This is a genomic window from Microbispora sp. NBRC 16548 (assembly GCF_030268985.1).
GTDB classification, from domain to species: Bacteria; Actinomycetota; Actinomycetes; order Streptosporangiales; family Streptosporangiaceae; genus Microbispora; species Microbispora catharanthi.
On record NZ_BSSF01000011.1, the window covers coordinates 239,187 to 263,113 of the forward strand.

15 protein-coding genes and 1 tRNA gene are annotated in these 23,927 nt (G+C 66.9%); 13 read left to right on the plus strand and 3 right to left on the minus strand.

Annotation, left to right across the window (positions count from 1 at the left end):
* Nucleotides 1-145: 145 nt before the first annotated feature.
* The 5 genes from gyrB (at nt 146) to QSK36_RS29065 (ending at nt 8,478) form a co-directional block, all read left to right on the plus strand.
* Entirely contained in the window at nt 146-2,092 is a 1,947-nt protein-coding gene (gene gyrB, locus QSK36_RS29045) for a DNA topoisomerase (ATP-hydrolyzing) subunit B (RefSeq protein WP_285784536.1), read from the plus strand.
* A gap of 28 nt (nt 2,093-2,120) precedes the next feature.
* Nucleotides 2,121-4,622, plus strand: a complete 2,502-nt coding sequence (gene gyrA, locus QSK36_RS29050; RefSeq protein WP_285784537.1) for a DNA gyrase subunit A — start codon at nt 2,121-2,123, stop codon at nt 4,620-4,622.
* Nucleotides 4,623-4,809: 187 nt separating this feature from the next.
* Nucleotides 4,810-5,508 (plus strand): DUF3566 domain-containing protein, encoded by a 699-nt coding sequence (locus tag QSK36_RS29055; RefSeq protein WP_285784538.1) that lies wholly within the window; start codon nt 4,810-4,812, stop codon nt 5,506-5,508.
* A 154-nt stretch (nt 5,509-5,662) separates the two neighbouring features.
* A tRNA-Ile gene (locus QSK36_RS29060) sits at nt 5,663-5,739 on the plus strand.
* An 816-nt stretch (nt 5,740-6,555) separates the two neighbouring features.
* Nucleotides 6,556-8,478 carry an AAA family ATPase gene (locus QSK36_RS29065; protein WP_285784539.1) on the plus strand — a complete coding sequence of 641 codons (1,923 nt, stop codon included), beginning with the start codon at nt 6,556-6,558 and terminating at the stop codon, nt 8,476-8,478.
* Between the two features lie 481 nt (nt 8,479-8,959).
* Here the strand turns inward: QSK36_RS29065 and QSK36_RS29070 are convergent, their stop codons facing one another.
* Together QSK36_RS29070 and QSK36_RS29075 are read right to left on the minus strand one after the other, a co-directional pair.
* Nucleotides 8,960-9,166 (minus strand): helix-turn-helix domain-containing protein, encoded by a 207-nt coding sequence (locus tag QSK36_RS29070; protein ID WP_285784540.1) that lies wholly within the window; start codon nt 9,164-9,166, stop codon nt 8,960-8,962.
* Nucleotides 9,163-10,158 (minus strand): DNA-methyltransferase, encoded by a 996-nt coding sequence (locus tag QSK36_RS29075; protein ID WP_285784541.1) that lies wholly within the window; start codon nt 10,156-10,158, stop codon nt 9,163-9,165. Before QSK36_RS29075 ends, QSK36_RS29070 begins: the two co-directional genes overlap by 4 nt.
* Nucleotides 10,159-10,517: 359 nt before the next feature.
* On the opposite strand from QSK36_RS29075, the gene QSK36_RS29080 reads away from it, so the two are divergent.
* The 8 genes from QSK36_RS29080 to QSK36_RS29115 all read left to right on the plus strand — a co-directional run bounded on the left by QSK36_RS29080 (nt 10,518) and on the right by QSK36_RS29115 (nt 21,140).
* On the plus strand, nt 10,518-11,804 hold the full coding sequence (locus QSK36_RS29080; RefSeq protein ID WP_285784542.1) for a pilin: 1,287 nt from the start codon (nt 10,518-10,520) through the stop codon (nt 11,802-11,804).
* A gap of 5 nt (nt 11,805-11,809) precedes the next feature.
* Nucleotides 11,810-13,390 carry a TrbL/VirB6 family protein gene (locus QSK36_RS29085; protein ID WP_285784543.1) on the plus strand — a complete coding sequence of 527 codons (1,581 nt, stop codon included), beginning with the start codon at nt 11,810-11,812 and terminating at the stop codon, nt 13,388-13,390.
* A complete protein-coding gene (locus QSK36_RS29090) occupies nt 13,387-14,325 on the plus strand; it encodes a PrgI family protein (RefSeq protein ID WP_285784544.1) in 939 nt (312 codons plus the stop codon). The genes QSK36_RS29085 and QSK36_RS29090 overlap by 4 nt, the downstream gene beginning before the upstream one ends.
* On the plus strand, nt 14,322-16,082 hold the full coding sequence (locus QSK36_RS29095) for a VirB4 family type IV secretion system protein (RefSeq protein ID WP_285784545.1): 1,761 nt from the start codon (nt 14,322-14,324) through the stop codon (nt 16,080-16,082). Before QSK36_RS29090 ends, QSK36_RS29095 begins: the two co-directional genes overlap by 4 nt.
* A complete protein-coding gene (locus QSK36_RS29100; RefSeq protein ID WP_285784546.1) occupies nt 16,079-18,481 on the plus strand; it encodes a DUF8128 domain-containing protein in 2,403 nt (800 codons plus the stop codon). The genes QSK36_RS29095 and QSK36_RS29100 overlap by 4 nt, the downstream gene beginning before the upstream one ends.
* A gap of 11 nt (nt 18,482-18,492) precedes the next feature.
* Nucleotides 18,493-19,398, plus strand: coding sequence for a replication-relaxation family protein (locus tag QSK36_RS29105; RefSeq protein ID WP_285784547.1), 906 nt, complete (start codon nt 18,493-18,495; stop codon nt 19,396-19,398).
* Nucleotides 19,395-20,627, plus strand: a complete 1,233-nt coding sequence (locus QSK36_RS29110) for a C40 family peptidase (protein WP_285784548.1) — start codon at nt 19,395-19,397, stop codon at nt 20,625-20,627. Before QSK36_RS29105 ends, QSK36_RS29110 begins: the two co-directional genes overlap by 4 nt.
* 159 nt (nt 20,628-20,786) lie before the next feature.
* Nucleotides 20,787-21,140, plus strand: a complete 354-nt coding sequence (locus tag QSK36_RS29115) for a hypothetical protein (protein WP_285784549.1) — start codon at nt 20,787-20,789, stop codon at nt 21,138-21,140.
* 629 nt (nt 21,141-21,769) lie between these two features.
* Here QSK36_RS29115 and QSK36_RS29120 read toward each other — a convergent pair.
* On the minus strand, nt 21,770-23,545 hold the full coding sequence (locus QSK36_RS29120) for an NACHT domain-containing protein (RefSeq protein ID WP_285784550.1): 1,776 nt from the start codon (nt 23,543-23,545) through the stop codon (nt 21,770-21,772).
* Between the last annotated feature and the right edge of the window lie 382 nt (nt 23,546-23,927).

Here is a 23,927-nt window from a genome sequence, read left to right on the forward strand (position 1 = left end):
CACGTCCGGTTTGCGTCACCCCGGTCCCATGGGCCGATTTCCCCTGGGTGTGCGCATCGGGGCACTCACGACGGTGACGGGCACGGCAGGGGCAGCCAATCCACGGTGTCGCCCGCCGCGTGTCCGCGGCAGGAGGATTTCGCACTTGTCCTACGACGCTAGCTCTATCACCGTTCTCGAAGGGCTGGAAGCGGTCCGCAAGCGCCCCGGCATGTACATCGGTTCCACCGGTGAGCGCGGGCTGCACCACCTCGTCTACGAGATCGTCGACAACGCGGTCGACGAGGCGTTGGCCGGCTACAACGACCTGATCGAGGTCACCCTGCTCGCCGACGGCGGCGTGCGCGTGATGGACCACGGACGTGGCATTCCCGTGGGCATCGTCGCCGCCGAGGGCAGGCCCGCCGTCGAGGTCGTCTTCACCGTGCTGCACGCCGGCGGCAAGTTCGACAGCAAGTCGTACGCCGTCTCGGGCGGCCTGCACGGCGTGGGCGCCTCGGTCGTCAACGCGCTGTCGACGCGCCTGGAGGTCGAGGTCCGCACCGACGGCCACGTGTGGCGGCAGAAGTACGTGACGGCCAAGCCGACGGCCCCGCTGGAGAAGGGCGAGCCGACCGACGAGCACGGCACGACGATCAGCTTCTGGCCCGACCCGGACATCTTCGAGACGACCGCCTGGAACTTCGAGACGCTGGCGCGCCGATTCCAGGAAATGGCCTTCCTCAACAAGGGCCTCATGATCAAGCTGACCGACGAGCGGCCCGACCACATCATCGACGGCGTGTCCAAGGTGGTCACCTACCACTACGAGGGCGGCCTGTCCGACTTCGTCACCCATTTGAACTCGAAGAAGGACCCGATCCACAACTCGGTCATCGACTTCGAGGAGCACGGCGACGGCATCTCGGTCGAGATCGCCATGCAGTGGAACGCCTCCTACAGCGAGTCGGTCTACACCTTCGCCAACACGATCAACACCGCCGAGGGCGGCACTCACGAGGAGGGCTTCCGCGCCGCGCTGACGACCATCGTCAACCGGTACGCGCGCGAGCAGAAGTTCCTCAAGGAGGGCAAGGACGACAACCTCAGCGGCGACGACGTCCGCGAGGGGCTCGCCGCGATCATCTCGGTGAAGCTGGCCGACCCGCAGTTCGAGGGCCAGACCAAGACCAAGCTGGGCAACACCGAGGCGAAGTCGTTCGTCCAGAAGGCCTGCAACGACCACCTGCGCGACTGGTTCGAGCGCAACCCGGGCGAGGCCAAGGAGATCATCAACAAGTCGCTGCAGGCCTCCCGGGCCCGCATCGCGGCCCGCCAGGCGCGCGACCTCACCCGCCGCAAGTCGCTGCTGGAAAGCGGCAGCGGCCTGCCGGGCAAGCTGGCCGACTGCCAGTGGTCGGAGCCGGAGAAGTGCGAGCTGTTCATCGTCGAGGGCGACTCGGCCGGCGGCTCAGCCAAGGGCGGCCGCGACCCCAAGTTCCAGGCGATCCTCCCGCTCCGCGGCAAGATCCTGAACGTCGAGAAGGCCCGGATCGACAAGGTCCTCAAGAACAACGAGGTCCAGGCGCTCATCACGGCCCTCGGCACCGGTGTGCACGACGAGTTCGACATCGCCAAGCTGCGCTACCACAAGCTGATCCTCATGGCGGACGCCGACGTGGACGGCCAGCACATCACCACGCTGCTGCTGACGCTGCTGTTCCGCTTCATGCGGCCGCTGATCGAGGCGGGTCACGTCTACCTGTCCCAGCCGCCGCTCTACAAGATCAAGTGGGACCGCAAGGGCGAGGACGCGTCGTACGCGTACTCCGACCGGGAACGGGACGCGATCATCGAGGACGGCGTCGGCCGCGGCCGGCGCGACCCCCGGCTCCACGACGGCGTGCAGCGGTTCAAGGGTCTGGGCGAGATGAACGCCTCCCAGCTGTGGGACACCACGATGAACCCCGACACCCGGGTGCTGCGCCAGGTCACCCTCGACGACGCCGCCCAGGCCGACGACCTGTTCAGCGTGCTGATGGGCGAGGACGTCGAGGCCCGCAGGAACTTCATCATCACCAACGCCCGCGACGTCCGGTTCCTCGACGTCTGAGCAGCGCGGCCAACCAGAAGGACTTTTCGTGACGGAAGTGAACACGCCGCCTGGGCCCCCCGCCGATCGCATCGAGCCGGTCGACATCCAGGCCGAGATGCAGCGCAGCTACATGGACTACGCGATGTCCGTCATCGTGTCCCGCGCGCTGCCCGACGTCCGCGACGGCCTCAAGCCCGTGCACCGCCGCGTGCTGTACGCGATGTTCGACGGCGGCTACCGGCCCGACCGCGGCTACTTCAAGTGCTCCCGCGTCGTCGGCGACGTCATGGGCTCCTACCACCCCCACGGCGACACGTCGATCTACGACACCGTCGTACGGCTCGCGCAGCCGTGGTCGCTGCGCTACCCGCTCGTCGACGGCCAGGGCAACTTCGGCTCGCCGGGCAACGACCCGGCCGCCGCGATGCGGTACACCGAGTGCCGCCTCGCGCCGATCGCCATGGAGATGCTCCGGGACATCGACAAGGAGACCGTCGACTTCCAGCCCAACTACGACGGGCGGTCGCAGGAGCCGGTCGTCCTCCCGTCGCGGTTCCCGAACCTGCTGGTCAACGGGTCCGCCGGCATCGCGGTCGGCATGGCGACCAACATCCCGCCGCACAACCTCCGGGAGGTCGGCGAGGCCGTCAAGTGGGCGCTCGACAACCCCGAGGCGTCCGACGAGGAGCTGCTCGACGGGGTGCTCGCGCGGGTCAAGGGTCCCGACTTCCCGACCGGCGCGCTGATCGTCGGCCGCCGCGGCATCGAGGACGCCTACCGCACCGGCCGCGGCTCGATCATCATGCGGGCCGTCGTCGAGGTCGAGGAGGACCCCAAGGGACGGCAGTGTCTGGTGGTCACGGCCCTGCCCTACCAGGTGAACCCGGACAACCTGGCGCTCACGATCGCCGAGCTGGTCAGGGACGGCAAGGTCACCGGCATCGCCGACGTCCGCGACGAGACCTCATCGCGTACCGGTCAGCGGCTGGTGATCGTGCTCAAGCGCGACGCCGTCGCGAAGGTCGTGCTGAACAACCTCTACAAGCACACCCAGCTTCAGACCACGTTCGGCGCGAACATGATCGCGCTGGTGGACGGGGTGCCGCGGACGCTCCGGCTCGACCAGTTCGTCCGGCATTACATCACCCACCAGATCGAGGTCGTGGTCCGGCGGACCCGGTTCCTGCTGCGCAAGGCGGAGGAACGGGCCCACATCCTGCGCGGCCTGCTCAAGGCGCTCGACCGGCTCGACGACGTCATCGCCCTGATCAGGCGGTCGCCGTCCGCGGCCGAGGCGCAGGGCGGCCTGATGACGCTGCTGGACATCGACCAGGTCCAGGCGCAGGCCATCCTGGACATGCAGCTGCGCAAGCTGGCCGCGCTGGAGCGGCAGCAGATCCAGGACGAGTACGACGGCCTGATGACGCAGATCGCCGACTACCAGGACATCCTGGCCTCCGAGCCTCGGCAGCGCCGGCTCGTGTCGGACGAGCTCGGCGAGATCGTCGCCAGGTATGGCGACGAACGCAAGACCGAGATCATCGCGTACGAGGGCGACATGTCCATCGAGGACCTGATCGCCGAGGAGGACGTGGTCGTCACGATCACGCGCGGTGGCTACGCCAAGCGGACGAGCACCGACCTCTACCGGGCGCAGCGGCGCGGCGGCAAGGGGGTCAGGGGTGCGCAGCTCCGCCAGGACGACATCGTGGAGCACTTCTTCGTCACCACGACGCACCACTGGCTGCTGGCCTTCACCAACAAGGGCCGGGTCTACCGCTTCAAGGCGTACGAGCTGCCCGACTCGGGCCGGGACGCCCGCGGCCAGCACCTGGCCAACCTGCTCGCCATGCAGCCCGACGAGCACGTGATGGAGATCCTCGACCTGCGGGACTACAACGTGGCGCCCTACCTGGTGCTGGCGACCCGCAGCGGTCTGGTGAAGAAGACGCGGCTTTCCGAATACGATTCGCCGCGATCCGGTGGCCTGATCGCGATCAATCTGCGCGAGGATGACGAGGTGATCGCCGCCCGTCTCGTCTCCGAGGGTGATGACCTGCTGCTCGTGTCCAAGAACGCGCAGTCGATCAGGTTCACCGCCTCGGACGAGGCGCTGCGCCCGATGGGCCGTGCCACCAGCGGTGTGATCGGCATGCGGTTCATCGACGGTGACGAACTTCTCGCGATGAACGTCATGAGCGACGGCGATGACGTGTTGATCGCGACCGAGGGTGGGTATGCGAAGCGGACACCCGCCGACCAGTACCCGGTCCAGGGCCGGGGCGGCAAGGGCGTACTGACGGCCAAGATCGTCAGCGCTCGTGGCAAGCTGGTCGGAGCCGTCATGGTGCGTCCCGAGGACGAGGTCTTCGCGATCACCTCTGCCGGCGGGGTGATCCGTACCAGCGCCGGCGAGATCAAGCAGTCGGGCCGCCAGACCATGGGCGTCCGCTTGATGAACCTGGCCGAGGGTGACAGCGTTGTGGCCCTCGCTCGCAACGCCGAGTCGTTGGAGACCGAGGAGAACGGGGCAGGAGGCGAGGCATGAGCGAGCGAATCGTCATCCGCGAATGCGCACCAGGTGAGGGCGTGGCATGAGCGACACCGGTGGGCCGCGGACACCCGGCGGCAAGCAGAGACCCACGGGCGCCCGCCCGGCGTCGTCTTCGAACGGCGTTACCGCGCGGGCGCACGATGGCGGTAGCGTCGCCAAGGTGGCTTCCGAAGGAGATGACGTGACCGCCGCCGACAAGGCGAAGGCCGACGACACCATGCGCATCCGGACCTCGGCCGCCGACCAGCCATGGAAGCGGCAGACGGCCACGGACGGCGCGTCCGACAACGGCAGGTCCGAGGGCGGCGGAGCGACCGCGCAGTACCCCCGGCCCGCCGGCCTCGGTACGTCCACACCCCCTGTGGACAACGGCCGTCCGTCTGTGGACAACGGTCGTCCCTCGGCGGACGGCGGCTCCGTGCGCGGCCTGAACTTCGGCCCGGCCGGAGACCGAGCCGAGTCCTCCAAGAAGGACAAGGACAAGAAGCTCGGCGTGCGCCCGCCGCGCAAGGCCCATCTGGTCCTGCGCAGGATCGAGCCGTGGTCGGCGATGAAGTTCAGCTTCGTCGTGTCGCTGGTGTGCTTCGTCGTGCTGTTCGTGGCCGTCGCCGTGCTGTACGGCGTGCTGTCGGCGCTCGGCGTCTTCTCCTCGATCACCGACACCGTCAACCAGCTCACCAGCGGTGCCGGTGGCGCCGGGGCCGGCACCATCGACATCGCGAGCTGGTTCGAGCCGGTCCGCATCCTCGGGTACGCGGCCCTGCTGGGCGCGCTGAACGTCGTGCTCATCACCGCGCTGTCCACCCTCGGCGCAGTGATCTACAACATCTCCGCGGACCTCGTGGGCGGTGTCGAAGTCACCTTCAGCGAAGCCGAGTGACCCTGTCGGTACGGCAGGCCGCCCACACGAGCGGCCCGCCGTACGGATGCGCCTCGATGGCACGACCACGGCCCGGACACGGTAAGCTTTTCCTCGTTCGGAACGACGGATTCGCCACCGGAAACGGGATGGGGTAACGTTCGTTGCGCGGTGCGGGGCTATAGCTCAGTCGGTTAGAGCGCTTCCCTGATAAGGAAGAGGTCCCAGGTTCAAGTCCTGGTAGCCCCACCATGAAGTACCAGCTCAGAGGCCAGTTCCCGCGATCAGGGACCTGGCCTCTTGATCGTTTGTTAGCCGTTCGTTAGTGGGCCAGCCCTGACCAGGTGACAGGGATCAGTCCATATCGACAGCATGAAGGTTCGACCTGGACGATCATTCCTGGTTGCTTGAACACGGAAGATCTGCGGCCACTGCCGCCTCAGGTCCAGTTCGGCACCAGTCCGCTGCTTGAGAATCGGCCCGGCGAGCGGGTGAGTCGGGTCGAACCGATGGGCTAGGTCTTGGGCAATCAGATCGGCGCGTCGGGTGGTGGCACTGGCGTGCGCGACGGCGCTGTCGGTATCGGCGTCGAGGTCAGCCGCATCCGCGCATCAGGTGGGCGGCATCGCAAACGGAGGCAACTCGGTGACCTCGACAAGGTAGCGATATCCAGGAGTCGGCGGAGTTCGGCCACCATGTGGCAGCAAGCTACGTGAGACAGCGGAGGCGGAGGGACCTAACGGCTGTCGAGCACGAGCGCCTCCACCTCGTTCCCGCTGGTCCCGACCCACCATGAGATGCGGCGATAGTGGGGACCGCAGGTCAAGATGCCACCAAGCAGGCCTTGTTCGAATGGCGCGGTTTTGTCGGGGTCCGGGAGTAGGCTTCGATCGACGCAAAGAACCCCGGTGCGCGTCGCACGCGGGTGACGAGCGCCCCGGGGTTATTCCCAATTCGCACCTGGACGATACCTCAGTCTCCGAGGGAGCACACGGTCGCCCCCCAGTGGACCGTTCCTCGTTCCTATCCGACGCGCACCGGCCAATCACGTAGCTCAAGGAGGAGTACGTGCAATTGACCGGTGCCCATGTCACCTACTACAGGTCGGTGGAAGACTCCGGAGAGTTCGCCATTGAGCCGGACGTCACCTGTCTGGTGGGCAAGAACGAGTCCGGTAAGACAGCCGTCCTGCAAGCCATCTTCCGCTCCAATCCTGTCGAGGCCGACAAGAGATTCGACGAGATCGTCGACTTCCCCTCGCGGCACACTCGGCTGCGCAAGGGATGGAACGCCGATCAGATGATCCCGGTCGTCAGACTGTCTTTCCGCATGGGCGACGACGAGATCGAGAAGATCGAGGAGGATCTCGGCGAAGGAGCCGTGACTGACCCGCACGTGGTCTACACACGTGGCTACCGCGACGCGAGGGGTCGCATGAGCGTTCAGGTCAACGACAAGGCGGTGCTGGACCACCTGCGCAAGGATCTGGACCTTTCCTCTGCCGCCGCCACGGCCATCGGCGCGGCGACGACTGTCGAAGAGCTGTTCGCTGCAATCACCTCCCTGGACGAGATCCCGTCCGCGCTCCAGCAGGTGGCGGAACGAATCGGAGGATGGCGCAATCACAGTGCACTGTCGCACGTCATCGATAAGCACGTCTTCCCGGCCATGCCGAAGTTCGTCTACTTCGCGGACTACGACACCATGCCCGGAAAGGTGTCCATCCCCGACCTGATGAGACGACGCGCCCAGAACGAACTGAAGCGGGGCGAGCATGCACTCCTCAGCCTGTTGTCCATGGCCGGTGCCAAACTCGAGGACTTCCTCGCCACGGATAACCATGAAAGGTTGACGCGTGAACTAGAGAACGCTAGCAACCTGATCTCAGACGAAGTCTTCGAGTACTGGTCACAGAACAACGAGCTCGAAGTGCAGCTCAAGATCTTGCCTCCCGAGCAGAACGCTCAACCTCCGCTCCACGAGGGGCCAATTCTCGAGGTGCGTGTCCACAATCATCGGCACCGTGCCTCCGTGCCCTTCGATGAGCGGTCTCGCGGCTTCGTCTGGTTCTTCTCGTTCCTGGCCTACTTCAATCAGATCGAGGAGGACGCGGAGCAGGACCTGATCCTGCTCCTCGATGAGCCCGGACTGTCTCTTCATGGTCGCGCTCAGGAGGATCTTCTTCGCCTGATCGATGATCGGCTCGCCCCAAAGCACCAGGTGCTGTACACGACTCACTCCCCGTTCCTCGTCTCGCCCGATCACCTGGACAGGGTTCGCACCGTCATTGACCAGGACAAGGTAGGTACGAAGGTATCTGCGGAGATCTTCAAGGCCGACGAGGACACCATCTTCCCCCTGCTCACCGCCATGGGTATCGACATGACCCAGACCTTGTTCATCGGTGAGCACAACCTCCTCCTTGAAGGTCCGAGCGACCTGATCTATCTCGACGTTCTCACCGATGTCGTGGAGAAGGGCGGACAGCGTGGCCTCGATCCTCGCTGGGTCAAGATTCCGATCGGCGGGGCAGGTAAGCTCTCCACTTTCGTCAGCCTGCTCGGAGCCAACAAGCTCGATGTCGCGGTCCTGGTCGACTCAAGCACCAAGGACGTCAGCGCGGTTAAGCGCCTACGCGAGAACGGACAGCTCGGCGCCAACGGACTGGTCCAGATCAGCGAGGTCACCGGCACCGCTGACGCCGACATCGAAGACCTCTTCGAGACGGACTTCTACCTCGACTTGGTCAACCTGGCCTACGCCAAGGAACTGACCACGCCTATCACCGCGGCCGACCTCAACGCTCACGATCCCCGAATAGTGCGACAGATTGAGAGCTACTTCCAACAGAACAGCCTGGGTAAGTTCAATCACTACCGGCCGGCCGCAGTGCTCGTCCGCGAGCAAGCTACCCTTCTGCCGAAGATCAGTTCCGTCGCCGTCTCCCGGGCAGTGCAGCTGTTTGCCCGCCTGAACGGTCTCCTCCCCTAGAACGTCGAGGCAGCCCGACCTCGATCGGGCCGCCTCTGGCAGTCACCGGCGAGTCAGCATGAGCTGCTTGTGCACTTTGGTCTTGATCTCGTCGTCCGTGCCCTCCAGCAGCGCCGCGAGTGATCTCCCCGTTCATGGTCTTGCCAGCGGCGATGGGCGACGGCGGTGTAGCCGATTCACTCGGACACGAGCCGAAACGTGGGGTTGAGCTGCTCAGCTCGTAGCCGCCGAGATCGGCGAGTGATGCTGGATGTCAGCCGCCAACGCCTCACCCAGCGGACGAACAGCGACGACTGCCGCGCCCTGGGGGGCGACTCAAGACGGGCGCGGTGTGGCGCACTGACGAGGCCTGGGCGAGGGAAGGTCGGCGGACGTGGCGTAGAAGGCGGCGGACACCTCGATGAACGCGACCGTGAACGAGCTGGAGAGTCCGGTGGGCGCGACTCCAGGCCAGAGCGGAATGCGGCCGGCCTCGGCATCTTCACCGGATGTCACCCTCAAGAAGTCTCAGCAGGTCTGGCGTGGAGACGCGGTAGAGGTCGCCGATGCGGATAGTCCGTACCGGGAACTCGTCCTTCTTGGCAAGCTCGTAGGCCTTGGTCCGGCCTATGCCGAGGATCCTCGCGGCGGTCATGAGATCCAGCGTCGGCGGCAGGTCCTGGAGGTCCCGGAGGGTGATGTCCTTCATCCGATACCTCCTGCCGCTGCTGATGCCTCACGGATCCGCGCTACCGCGAGCTTGCAGTAGTCCACGTTCAGTTCGATGCCGATGAACTGCCGGCCGAGTTGCCGAGCGGCAAGGGCTGTCGTTGCCGCTCCGGAAAACGGGTCCAAGACGGTGCCGCCGGGGCGGCAGCCGGCGGCAATGGCGCGGAGCGGGATGTCGATCGGGAACGGGGCGAAGTGGGCGCCGCGGTAGGGCCTGGTTGAGATGGTCCAGACGTCACCCGGGTTGCGGCCGTTCGAGTTGGCCGCGTCAGTGGCACGGTTATTCGGGCGACTGGCGGCACCGTGCAATGTGCTGGCGGACTCCGTCACGCCGACCGGCGGCCAGGGCGTGTGGATGGTGTTGGGCTTCACGCCACCGCGTCGGGATCGGCGAGACAGCGCTCGGTCGCCGGTGTATTGCTCGCGGATGGCGTCGAGGTCGAACCAGTAGAAGCGCTGCTTGACGAGCAGGAAGATCAGCTCGTAGCGGGTGGAGAGCCGGTCCAGGACGGACTGCGGCATCGCGTTGGGCTTGGACCAGACGATCGCGTTGCGCAGGATCCACCCGTCCTGCTGGAGGGCGAAGGCGACCCGCCAGGGCATGCCGAGCAGGTTCTTGGGCGGCACGGCAAGCCGGGAGCGAGGGCGTACGACCGGCTGTCGCTGGTTGTAGTCGAGACCGCGGGCGTAGCCGTCGGAGTTGGCGGCGTAGACGTCGCCGAGGTTAAGCCAGCAGGTGCCGTCGTTAGCCAGCACCCGCCGGGCCTCGGCGAATGTGGCGCGGAGGTTCTCCACATAGTCGTCCGGCGTGGGCTCCTGGCCGTACTGACCGGGGCCGTAGTCCCGAAGCCCGTAGTAGGGCGGGCTGGTCACCAGGCAGTCCACGGAGCGGTCGGGCATCTCGGAGAGCACGTCGCGTGCGTCGCCGAGGTGCAGGGTGGCGTGGTCGTCTCGCCAGTACGGGACCCTCATCGCGCCTCCCACTGCAGGGAGAGCCCTCATGAGAGTCGCCCGCCCGGCCGAGGCCGGCTGGCGAGGGATCTGAAGCCAGGTCGTGCTCATTACTTCCATTTCTGTTCCGGGGCGGAACTCAGATACGCGCTTCGAGTGCAGCAGCGGCCTCCGGCGCCGCTCTGGCGTGAGCCGTCAGCCCTGGTGAGAGGTGCCTGCGTACCTCTGGCGCCGCTCCGGCGGACGCCCGCCGACATACCGCAACGCCAAACGCCAGAGGCGTGCCAGAAGCAGTCGGGGATTGGCGCCGGAGCCGTGCCAGAGGCGACTCCTACAACCGGGTTCGACGAAGCGAAATCCCTCTCGCCGTGGAGAACCTGATGAGCACGAACCCATCCGACACGGCCGGCCAGGACCGGTCACCCCTGGACATCGCCGAGCGCGCCTTTCAGATGCTCGCCTGCGCGCCCAGCAGCCTCGCCGTCGACGGCAGGGAGGTCGGGCACGGTCTGCCCCGCCGGCAAATGTCGCTGATCGAGCTGCGGGATGTGCTGATCCACCCCTCCTGCTCGAACTCCGCCCGCGACGCGGTCTGGCGGTTGCTGGTGACGCGGGCCCGGCAGGACGGGCCGCAGTGGATGGTGAGTGCCGTCGGCGTTGCCGTACCGGCACTGCGCGGCATCAGCGGCAGGATCTGCCGCGGCTACGTTGCCGGCGACCCGGATGACATCGACACCGAGGTCCTGACCGCGTTCATCGAGGCGATCCGTACGGCCGACCTCGACACCCCGAGCGTCTTCCCCAGGATGTGCGCCGCGGCCAGGCGGGCTGGCGAGCGCGCCCGGGAGAACGCGGAGGCCGGAGCGGCCCGGCGATTTCCGCTCCAGGAATCCACACCTCCTGCCGTCCCGTGGGGACACCCGGACCTCGTCCTCCTGGACGCCGTCGCCAAGGGCGTCATCAGCGAGGTCGACGCCGAACTGATCGGCATGACCCGCCTGGAGAAGCGCACCCTGGCCGACGCCGCCCGAGAGCTCGGTCTGACCACCGAAGCCGCCAAGAAGCGCCGCCAGCGCTGTGAACCGATCCTCGTCGACGCCGTCCTGAGCGGCGAAGTCGAGGCAGCCACGTCCCTAACGATCTCCTCCACCCCTTCTAGAGAGGTGGAGGAGGACGTCCCCATGACTTCCGCGCGGAGCCGGAGCTCGGATACGCAACCCGACACCACCACGAGGAAAGGAGGCTGGGGCAGCCTCACCGGCTCCGCGCGGATCCCTCACCTGCCGGCACTGCGGAAACCGCGGCGGCACGTCGTTCGTGTCCTGCTCGTCGTCGGCATAGCGGCGGCAATCATTGCCGTCCTCGTTGCCGCGGCCTTGGCCGACGGCGGCAACGCGACTGCCGTGATCCCAGCCGCGGCTCCGCCGACCCGGCCGGACCAGCTCGACGAGGTCTTCACCAACCTGCGGAACTGGCTCGTCGGGCTGCTGGCCACGCTGGCGACGCTTATGTTCACCATCGGCGGCCTGCGCTACCTGGTCGCCGGTGGGGATCCCGGCGAGGTCCAGAAGGCCAAGGTCGCTTTCAAGGCCGCCGCTCTCGGTTACGCCCTGGCCGTGCTGGCACCGCTGTTCGTCAACGTGCTCAAGCACGTCGTCGGTGGGTGACGGCGATGGCGATGGCGATCGAGATTCTTATCCACACCCTGTGGACTAATCCCTCGCCCACTCCGACGCCGGCGGTCGAACTGCCACCGCTCCCGAGCGGCAACACCGGGATCAGCTTCGGCATCGGCGACTGGATCACCAGCCAGATCAACGCCTGGTTCACCGACCTCGTCGGATCCGCGATCAAGCCGTTGCTGGACGCTCTGGCCGCCACGCTCCTCGCAACGCCGAGCATCGACGGTCAGACACGGATCGAAGACCTGTGGCACGTGACCCTGGTCATCGCGAACGGATCCTTCATCCTGTTCGCCACCGTCGGCGGGATCCTGGCCATGAGCTACGAGACCGTCCAGACCAGGTACGCGATCAAAGAGATCCTGCCCCGGCTCGTCGTGGCCTTCCTGGTTGCCAACGCCAGCTTCCTACTGACCAGCAAAGCCATCGATCTCGGCAACGCGATCGCCCAGGCGCTGCTCGGCCAGGGCTTCGATGCGCGCCGAGCGGCCAACGCGATCCGCCTCCTCGTCCTGCTGCCCGACGCATCGCCGATCTTCTACATCCTGCTCGCCCTGGTGGCCGTGGTGCTGCTTGTGGTGTTGCTCATCACGTTCGTGCTCAGAGTGGCCCTCACCACCCTGCTGGTAGTCGCGGCTCCGCTGGCCCTCGCCTGCCATGCCCTGCCTCAGACGGACGGCCTGGCACGGCTGTGGTGGCGGGTCTTCACCGGGCTGTTGCTCATCCAGATCTGTCAGTCCCTCACGCTCGTCACGGCCGTACGGGTCTTCTTCAACCAGGACGGCCGCGAGGTCATGGGGCTGACCGGCCGGGGCCCGCTCTACAACCTGCTCCTCGCCCTCGTCCTGTTGATCGTCCTGGTACGCATCCCCACCTGGGTCTCACGGGTGATGTTCCTGCCCGGCGGCCGCGGTCTCGGTGTGGTGCGCATCGTCAAGTACGCCCTGGCGTACAAGGTCACCAGTCCGCTTCTCAGCGCCCTGCACCTCAAGAAGGGTTCCAGGGTCGGTGCGGCCAAGCGCGCGGTGAACACGGCAATGGTCAGGCATGCCCTGCCCGCCCTGGCGGCAGGCCCTGCCGGTACGGCTGCCGCGTCCGCTGCCACTGCGGCAACTGCCGCTGCCGCAGCGCGCGGAGGTGCCGGACCGGCAAAGCACGCTCCCGTCGCCGCTCGCCGTCCGGTCAACCCGGCCAGCTGGCAGCCAGCGGTCGCCAAGCACGCCCCCAGTGCCCCGCCGGTCCAAGGGAAGTACCGCCCGACGCCCGCACCCTCGCGCCCGGTTCCGCCGTCCACTCCCGTCTTCGGCTACCCACGCGAAAACTACTACGCCGCCGGGCCCGCCGGGCTCAGCCAGATGTACTGGCTGCGGAGCGCGGGAACCAGCTCGCCGCCTCACCCGCGCCAGACGGTCGTCCCTCCGGCGCCACCCAAACGACCGGTGCAGCCGATCGTGCCGCCGAACGCTCCCATCCCGGGCTCCGTGGACTGGCCCGAAAACCCCGGACGACGTAAGCCGCCACCCCCGCCTCGCCGCCGTACGCGCGGGCAGCGAGGGAGTGATGGACGATGAGCTGGAGCGAAGTCGTCCGCATCCCCGCCGATGTGGAACAGCCCGACCGGATCGTCTGGGGGTTCACCGCTCAGCAGGTGGCGATCCTCGCCGTCACCGGTGCGGCTCTCTACCTCGTCTATACGACGCTTGGTGAGCGACTTCCCCTCGCCGTATTCGCGGCGATCACCTTGCTCGTGGCGGTGCTGGGAATCCTGCTGGGCGTCGCCATGCATGACGGTGTCAGCCTTGATCGGTTCCTCCTCGCCGCTCTCCGATACCACTGGTCCGCGAAGCGCCTGGTCTCGACGCCCGACGTGGTCGCACCTCCGCCCGCCTGGATCGCGGCCAGTCGAGGCCCTGTCCCGGCACCGCTCAAACTGCCGGCACGCGCAGTGGCGGAGGACGGTTTGATCGACCTCGGGCCGGACGGAATCGTTGCGATCGCCGAGGTCTCCACCATCAGCTTCGCCCTGCGGACCCCGGACGAGCAGGACGGCCTGGTCGCCGCCTTCGGACGCTGGCTGAACTCGCTGTCCGAGCGAGTGCAGATCCTGGTCCGCGCCGAGCGCGTCGACCTCGCCACGACGATTGGCGCTCTCGAGGAGCGCATCCCCCTGCTCCCTCACCCGGCGCTGGCTCATGCTGCCCGCGAGCACGCCATGTTCCTGACGGATCTGGCCACCCGTCACGAGCTGTTGCGGCGTCAGGTCCTGCTGGTGATTCGTGAACCCGCCGTGGGCGCCAACGGCGCGACCGCGGCCATGGCTCACGCCTACCGCCGCCTGGCCGAGGCGGCCCGGCTCCTGGGCGCGTGCGGGCTCACCGTACGCCCGCTGGACGCCGCAGCCGTCAGCACACTGCTGGCCTCCTGCTTTGATCCGATGGCCCCGCCCCTGCCCGCGGACTTGCTCGCCCACCCCGACGAAGTGATCAGCAGGGGAGGCCGCCGATGAAGCTTCACCTCCGCCGTACGCCCGCTCCGCCCTCTGGCATCGGCCCAAACTCGATCCAGGTCCGGCCCCGCTGCCTGCATCTGGCTGACGGCTTCTGCGCCACGCTCGTCATCACGGGATTCCCCCGGGAGGTTGCCTCCGGATGGCTGGAGCCGCTGCTGGCATACCCGGGCCGACTCGACGTCTCGGTGCACATCGACCCGCTGCCCTCCCCGGTCGCCGCCGATCGGCTCCGTAAGCAGCTCGCCCGCCTGGAATCAGGGCTCCGCTCCGACCAGGAGCACGGGCGGCTCCTGGATCCCGGGACGGAGGCCGCGGCCGAGGATGCCCAGGAGCTGGCGTCGAGGATCGCGCGCGGCCAGGCCAAGCTCTTCCGCGCCGCCATCTACCTGACCGTCCACGCCGGAAGCGAGCAAGAGCTCGACGACGCCTGCGCCCAGGTACGTGCACTGGCCGCATCGCTGCTCCTGGACGCCCGGGTGGCCACTTTCCGGCAGATGCAGGGCTGGATCAGCAGCCTGCCGTTCGCGTACGACAACGTGGGCACGCGCCGGTCGTTCGACACGCCGGCCCTGGCCGCGGCGTTCCCCTTCACAAGCCCAGACCTCACCGCAGAGCTGGGCCCCACGGCTGTGCTGTACGGCGCCAACACCGCCAGCTCGTCCCTGGTCGCCTGGGACCGCTTCGCGCAGGACAACCACAACTCGGTGATCCTCGCCCGGTCGGGAGCGGGCAAGTCGTACCTCGCCAAGCTGGAGGCCCTGCGCTCCCTCTACACGGGCGTCGAGGTCGCCGTCATCGACCCCGAAGACGAGTACGCCCGGCTGTGCTCCGCCGTCGGCGGCGCGTACATCCACCTCGGCGCACCCAAGGTGCGGCTGAACCCCTTCGACCTGCCGCCCAGGAGCCAGCGCGACAGCGACCCGCTCACCCGGCGCGCGCTGTTCCTGCACACCCTGATCAGCCTCATGCTCGGCGAGCCGCTGGACAAGGCCAGCAAGGCAGCGCTCGACCGCGGCATCATCGCCGCCTACCGCAGAGCCGGGATCACCTTCGAGCCGCGCACCTGGAACCGCCGCCCGCCGCTCATGCGGGATCTGGTAACCGCGCTTACCAATGATGTCGATCCCAAGGCCAAGGACCTGGCCGCGGGGCTCGCGCCGTACGTCACTGGAAGCCACCGTCAGCTTTTCGACGGCCCGACCACCACCCGGCCCGACTCCCACCTGATCGTCTTCTCCCTCCGAGATTTGCCGGAGGAACTGAAGGCGGTCGGGACGCTGCTGACTCTGGACGTCATTTGGCGTCGCGTCTCCGATCCCCACGACCGGCGGCCTCGTCTCGTCGTGGTCGACGAAGCCTGGCTCCTGATGCGGGACCCAGAAGGTGCCCGGTTCCTCCTGCGCATGGCCAAGGCCGCTCGTAAGCACTGGGCCGGGCTCTCGGTGGTCACCCAGGACGCCGGCGACCTCCTCAGCTCGGAGATCGGCCAGGCGATCATCGCCAACTCCACCACTCAGATCCTGCTCAAGCAGGCACCCCAGGCGATCGACAAGGTCGTCGACGCCTTCCAGCTCTCCGAGGGAGAGCGGCAACTCCTGCTGTCCGCCGAACGCGGAACCGGCCTGCTCACCGCCGGTGCCGGTGCTCAGCGCGTGCCCCTGCAGGTGATCGCCAGCCAGCGCGAGCACGACCTGGTGACCTCCTCGCCGCAGGAGCTGTCCCGCATCGACTACGACGAGGAGAACTACCTGTGATCGAGGACCTCATCACCGACCCGTCCGCCCTCCTGAGCACGGCGTACGCCTGGCTGGAGACGCACGTGTGGCACGTGATCGCCTTCCTCGTTGGCCTGGACGTCGGGCAACTCCTGCTCGGACAGGGCCTGGTGCGTCTCCGTCACCGGCCCTGGTCCCGTGGTGCCCGGTGCGTCGAGATCCTTGCGCCGCCGGTCGCTGACATGCCGGGCGCCGAGGCCCTGTGGGGCAACCTCGTCGGCTTGCTCCGCCCGGCCTGGAAGCGTGTCCTGTTCGGGCAGCCGCACCTGGCCTTCGAGTACGTCTTCGGTTCCGGCGGCGTGAACATCCGGCTCTGGGTGCCGGGGGCCATTCCCCAGCACCTGGTGGAGCACGCCATCGAAGCCGCCTGGCCGTCCGCGCGCACCGAAGTACGGGAAGCGACGCCACCCGTGCCCCTCGCCGGCCTGTCATACGGCGGACAGCTGAAGATCGCCCGCACCGAGCGGCTCCCGATCCGGCACGACCACAACACCGACCCGGTCCGGGCGCTCGTCGGTGCGGCTGTCGGCATGCCCGCATGGCAGCACGCCGCTGTGCAGATCCTCGCCCGGCCGGCGACCGGACGCCGCCTCGCCAGCACGATCAAGAGTGGACCGGCCGGGCTGGTGCGGGCCGTTCTCGACCTGCTGACTCCCGGGCCGATGCACCAGCACCTTCACCTTCACCCTCAGCACCTGCGCCAGTACATGAAGGACCGGGCGGCCCATCTGGAGGAGTCCGCAGAGGCTCGCGCCATCAGGGACAAGGCACTCCGGCCGCGTTACGTCGTCGCGGTCCGTTACGCCGTACAAGCCGACCCGCCGACCAGCGGTGACGAGTCGGCGGTGAAAGCGGCGCGGGCAGCCAGACGGAACGCGATCCGAGGACGCGCGCACGCGATCGCTTCGGCCTTTGCCCTCTTCTCCGGGCACAACCGGCTCGAACGGCAACACCTGCCCCTGGCCGCCGCGCAGCTCGCGGGACGGCGACTCGGCAAGGGTTTCCTACTCTCCCTGCCCGAGCTCGCGGCACTTGCCCACCTTCCGCTCGACGTCGCGGTGCCCGGACTCCAGCGGGCCGGCGCCAACAGCGTCCCGGCTTCACCCCAGATCGCGTACGGCGGGGAGCACGCCAAGGTGCTCGGCCTCTCCGATACCGGGCACGGGCGGCCGGTCGCCCTGCGCGTCGCCGACTCCTTCCATCACGTGCACGTCCTCGGTCCGAACGGCACCGGCAAGTCGACGCTGCTCGCCCAGATGATCCTCTCGGACATCGAGGCCGGGCGCGGAACTGCGGTGATCGAGGCGAAAGGCGACCTGATCAGCGATTTGCTGGGCCTGATCCCCGAGTCCGCCGCCGACAAGGTCGTCCTGATCGATCCAGACGACCGGCACGCCCGCCCCTCGCTCAACGTCCTCGGGGGTGCCGAGCTGGATCGAGGCGTGGACAACCTCGTCGGCATCTTCCACAAGATCTACGCCGACTATTGGGGGCCTCGCACCGACGACATCCTGCGCGGCTGCGCTCTGACCCTGGCTTCGTACGGCGGCACCCTGGCCGACGTTCCCACACTGCTCATCGACGCCGAATTCCGTCGCCGTCTCGTGGCCGGCGTGCGTGACCCGCTCCTACTCGGCTTCTGGCAGTGGTACGAGAGCCTGTCCGACTCCGCCCGGGCTCACGTCACCAGCCCGATCATGAACAAGCTGCGGGCCTTTCTGCTCCGGCCGTTCGTCCGCGACGTCCTCGGTTCCGCACAATCGACCTTCGACGTCGGCGACGTGCTGGACGGCGGGATCCTGCTCGTCCGACTGCCCAAGGGAGTGCTCGGCGACGACAGCGCGCGTCTGCTCGGCTCCATGGTGCTGGCGCAGATCTGGCAGGCCGCGTCGCACCGCGCCAAGCTCGGCAAGCAGCGTTCACCGGCCGCGCTCTACGTCGACGAGGCGCACAACTTCCTCACGCTGCCGCACGCACTCAGCGACATGCTCGCAGAGGCCCGGGCGTACCGGCTTTCGCTGGTGATCGCCCACCAGCACCTGGCTCAACTTCCGAGGGAACTCCGCCAGGCCATCTCCTCCGACGCACGCAACAAGATCTATTTCTCGCTGTCCCCGGAGGACGCCCGGGAGGTCGAGCATCACTTCACTCCCTACCTGCGTGCGCACGACCTTGCCAACCTCGGGGCCTATCAAGCCGCCGCCCGCCTGATGTCGCAGTCTTCGGAGGCGCCTCCTTTCACGCTGCGCACCCGGCCGCTGCCCGAACCCTCGCGCGAGGTCGAGCGCGTCATCAGAGCCGCTGCGGCCCAGGCTCACGGGCGCACCCCGACCACACCGCCCACGATCCGCCGGGACGACCCCCGGCTCCACCACTGAAGGAGAAGCAGATGTCCACCACCCGATTCACTCCCACGGTCCTGGCCCAGCTCGCTGCCCGCCTCACGTCCCGGGACCGCGAGTTGTTGCGGATGGTCAGGGACCAGCGCGTCCTGACTTCGACACAGATCGCCCAGATCGCCTTCGACACGGATGACGCCGCCCGGAAGCGCCTGCTCGCCCTGAACCACATGGGCGTGCTCGACCGCTTCCGGCCCAATCTGCCGCCGGGCATGGGCACCGCGCCGTACCACTACGTCCTCGGTCCCGCCGGTGCAGCCGTACTCGCCTCGGAGGACGGCGTGGACCCGAGCACCTCCGGCTACCGCCGAGAGCGCGTGCTGTCGATCGCCTACAGCCAGCGTCTTGCGCACACCGTCGGGACCAACGGCTTCGGGGCCGAACTGCGGGCCTTCGCGCGGCGCTACGAGGACGCTGAACTGCTCGACTGGTGGCCGGAGGACCGCTGCACCTCTCTCTGGGGCGACACCGTCCGGCCCGACGCGTACGGCCGATGGCGCCAGGGGGAGCACACCGTCGATTTCTTCCTCGAATACGACACCGGCAGCGAGCCGCTGGACCGCGTCGTACGCAAGCTCGACGGATATGCAGCCCTGAGCAAGGCCACCCGGGTCATCACTCCCGTCCTCTTCTGGGTGCAGGGCGAGCGGCGTGAGGTGAATCTCCGGCGCAAGCTCGTCCAGCACCCGGCGAACGCCTACGTGCCGATCGCCACTGGAAACCCGTCTGTGCTCGTCGGCCCCGTGGACGACGGCCCCGCAGGAGAGAAGTGGCTGCCCTCGGACGCCGAGGGGCCTCGGCTCCGGCTGGCCGGCCTGGCCCTGCACTGGCCCGGTCTGGGCCGGCGCGAGGCCGCCGCTTCGCCTGAGAACCCGCCCCGGGAGGACGACGAGTGATCGCCGAGACCGGGCTGGGGGCCAAGGCTGTGATCGCTGGAGGGGGCATCGTGTCGGGTATCGCGTTGATCGCCGGGATGGCCGGCGGCGCCAAGGTCGCGGCGACCTCCGGCGATACCGCGGCGCTCTGCTCTCATGTCCAACCGAGCACTATGACGGCAGCGACCGACTTGCTCAGTGAGCAGTGGACGAACGCGCGCATCATCGTGGATACGGCGACCGCTATGGGACTCCCCCGTCGCGCCGCTGTCATCGGGATTGCGACGGCTCTGCATGAGTCCGGCCTGAAGAACGACGTGGTTGGGGACCACGGGACGTCCTTCGGGATCTTCCAGCAGCGCCCCGTCAGTGGGTGGGGGACCAAGGCCCAGGTGACCGACCCTCGCTATGCAGCACGGGCGTTCTTCTCCCGGCTGGTCAAGGTGCCCAACTGGTCATCGCTGCCGCTCACCAAGGTGGCCGCCATCGTCCAAGAGCCTCGAGAGGATCTGCGTGGCGAGTACGCGAAGCACGAACCCCTCGCCGAGAAGATCGTGGACCGGCTGAGGGGACCGCAAAGCGCCAACAGCACGGCTCTGGAGCTGGGCCTCTCGCCGCACGAACTGGAAGACATACGGGCCAGCGTTCAAGCCGCCGCCTCGCTCGGGGCTCCACGCGAGGCAATCGTGGCCGATCTCGCCTCTCGTCTTGAGCAAAACGACCGAGACCGCACGGGAGCAGAGAGGAGGGCTGAGGAGATCGTCAGTGCGGTTCAGCTGGAGCTGTGCGGTCAGCTGGGTGAGCTCCCTGCCGGTATCGACCTCGGAGCCGGCCGAGGGGTGATAGCCGTACAAGCCGCACTCGGCATGCGTGGAGTTCCGTACTCCTGGGGCGGCGGTGGCCCGAACGGGCCGAGCTACGGCATCGGGCGCGGCGCCGGCACCAAGGGGTTCGACTGCTCGGGGCTCGCCGAATACGCCTGGAGTAAGGCTGGCGTCAGCATCGGCGGCCACACCTCGGTCCAGTGGAGCTCCGGCGTCCACGTACCCCGGTCGCAGATCAAGGCCGGTGACCTGCTTTTCTTCGCGACGAATCCACGAGATCCGTCGACCATCCACCACGTGGGGATCGCGTTGGACAGCACCCGGATGGTCCACGCACCGTCCACCGGCAGCACCGTCCGCGTGGACACCTGGGTCGGAAACCCGTACCGAGAACGGGAGTTCGCCGGAGCCGTCCGCCCTCGCTGACTTTCTCACCTATCTCGGCCTGGGCTGACGGCCCCTCACAAGTGCCCACTCGCGGCACCAGCGGTCAGCCCGCATCACTACCACGTCACTGCTGAGCCGCACCCAACACGGCCCGGTGGTGGTCGCCCATTCCCTGAAACACCAGTTCGGAGGTTACTCATGTCCAAATTCATCACGCTCGTGGCCGCCCTGCTCGCCGTTGTCACGCTCGCGTCTCCTGCCACTGCCGACAGCCCCGGCTGGAGCGACGGCGACAACCGGTACGGCTACGTCCAGGTAAGCGCCGACCGCAAGCACATCAAGGTCTGCGACAGCTACGCCGACAAGACGTCCGTCTACGTCGAGTACGCCACCACGTACCTGCTCAAGCACACAGTTAAGGACGACAAGGGCGGAGACTTCGAGTGCGGCGAGGACAGCGTCTTCTTCGGGACGATCACCGTCTTCAAGATCTGCTTCCGGCACAACCACGTCAGCCGCGAGTGCAACAACCCCGTCTGGATAAAGCGGTAGCTCAGGCAGCCTCTGCAGGCCAGCTCTGTTCGCTGAACCCTTAGCCGCAGGTGAGGAAGGAATGGACCGGCGAGGGGGAGCAACTCCAGAGAGCGGCTCCAAATTGGCGACCTCGCCGGTCCGTCAGTTGAAAACTCTCAGAGAGCCCTCACCCGCCATCGTACGCCCGCGATCTATCCGCTATGTCTCGGAAGAACCACTCTCATCGTGACCACTCAGCCGACGGACTCCGCACGTCCTCTGCCTATCGACCTCATCGAGGGGCCAACCGGCTTGCTCTACCTGATCCCGTACGCCCCGCTCACCCTTGACGACTGCGAGGCGCTGTCCGCGATCCTCGCCGCCCGGGTGGCCACGATGCGTCCCTGCACGACCGAGGGTGGGCGAGCATCGAGTTCGGACTGCCGCCAGCCTCAATCTGACGTAAGCTCATGAGCGACCGCTCTCACCGTTTTCTTGGTCGATTGCAGTGAGATAGGTCGGGGCCAGTTCTTCTATAGGGCTGGCCCCTTAATTTCCTTTCTGCGTATTAGAACGCTAAAGAGCGCGATCCAGCTTGGGCTGGTATGCGCGTGGGCGTTGCAGTACGGCAGGGCGATGCCCGGCCTGTCTGAGGGCAGGATGGCGGCCTATACCCTGTGCGAAGGTTCGGGGGCAGGATGAGTGGCGAGGTAGTCCTGTAGTTCCTTATGGCGGAACTGGTAGGAAATCCCTGCGATGCGGAGCAGTCCAGCTTTGTATGCCCAGTTGAGGAAGCGGCCTAGGCGCCATGGCAGCCAGACGGAATTCCACCGGCGGGTGCACAATAGCAACGCCACATATCGCCACCCCGCAGGCTTTGGCGCGAACCCCAACGAGAAACAGACCGCAATCCCATACGCCAGACCGCTTATGATGGTCCCCTGATCAGCTGCGAACCCGCCAGCGAGCCCGGCTGGGAGCCCCAAGCTAATACCTACTAAGAGGCTACTCGCTAAGTCGCCGCGAATGGCATCCTGCGGATTCGCCAAGTCTGCGGTACCAGAAGTTTGCACCCCGAACAGGAATCCGAACATGAGCCCCATAGGGAGACCGAGCACAAGTACGACCCCGAGTACAAGCAAGAGCAGGCCCACGAGCATAGCAAGTGGGGGTAACTCGTCCAGGGCCGATGTCGTATCTACGCCCACGAGCATGCCTGCGAGAGTGCTCGCGATAAAAAGCATTAGCGCTGTCAAGGCCCCAAATATGAGCCCGCTTCGGAGTTGGCGAATACCAGTTGATGTACGGAGGTGAAGTATATGGACCCGGCTGGGTTCCGGCCAAGTTAGACGCCAATTATGGACGATCGACGAAAGAGCCATGAGGACTAACAAGATGTTGGCTAGAAGTGATGCGGGGAAGGGGGGATTGGTCGAAGCTATCATGACCGGTCCGCAGGCTAGCCAGGCGATGCCGAGGACAGCGGTGGTGAGGCGGCGAGGGCGATAGCCGGCCAGAGGCCAAAGCTCGTGCAGAACCAGGTCAGTGCTAGACATGGCCCGTCCTGCCACTGGGGGACGATGAGGATCGGTGTTGGCGTTGAGATAGCGCGCAAATGTCGCTAGCCAACGATGTACCAACTCTGCTGTCACGCCCTTGGGGGGCGGGGCGAACGCGACAGCAGCCGGGATGAGTAGGCCCAGTAGATGGTCCCGCACCTCTTGTGGAACGGTCGCAAGGGTAATCAGTTCGTCGGGGTGCCGTTTGAAGCGGCCCGCCGGATCCGTCGGGTCCCTCTGGTCGTAAACGCTGACTGCCAGGGTGAGCCGCCAGGGCGTCGAAAGGCTCTCCGCCAGCGGCCCCCGGGGGGCGCGTTCGATCGTGGTCAGCACCTTCTCCCAGCGAGCAGGAACTAGGGCTCGGGCTGTTAGGAACTCCCGGGCTCGACGGCGGTCAACCGGTGCGATCTCCACTCGGGCCGCGTCGTGCGCCCATACCCGCAGCTCTTGCAGCGCCTGATACTGAGCGGTCCGGCAGGTAAGTACCACCGCCCCCTTCGCGCGCGCGTATTGGTCCTGATAAGCGTTAACCGCGTGCAGCACACCGCCGGCCCGCGAGTCATATGCGGGTTCCTCACCAGAATCCATTTCATCCAGCCCATCTATAACCGGAATGACTAGGCGGGCCTCGACGAGCATGCGGGCTATGGCTGCAGGGAGTTTATAGGCCTGAATCAGGTGCTGGCGCAGCCATTGTTCGACCGCCTTGGCAGTTTGTAGGCGGGGAGTCAGGGAGGTGGCGGAGATGCGGACCGGCACCACCTGCCCGGAGGTACGCGCAGCAAGCAGACCGAGGATCAGTTCGACGGCAAGTACGGTCTTACCTGCCCCAGGCGCGCCCGTGATCACTAGGCGCTGGGGGGATAGGCGCTCATAGTACTTCACGACCTCCCTCAGTCGGGCTTGACGCTTGGCCCCGACCGTCCCATGCGCCGGGGCGAGTTGTAGTTCCAGGGCGAGGTCAATGATCTGATCGTGGTTGCCGAGCAACTGCTGGCGAGCTGCCCGTTCCCGTGCGGCCACCGCGCTCGCGAGTTGGTCAGCGGCCTCAGCGAGAGCGGGTAGGGGTGAGCGCAGGGCGCGAGCGGCCAAATACAACGCAGGTAGCCCGACACCTGCAGCTATAGCAGCACTAAGCGGGTCCACATCCCCCAGAGGGAGGCCGGGCAGAAACCGCAGCGCGGCGAACAGGATCGCTGTCAGAGCAATGGCTCCCCAGATCCACGCCGCTGTACGGCCGCCTCGTCCGTTCATAGCTCAGATGATG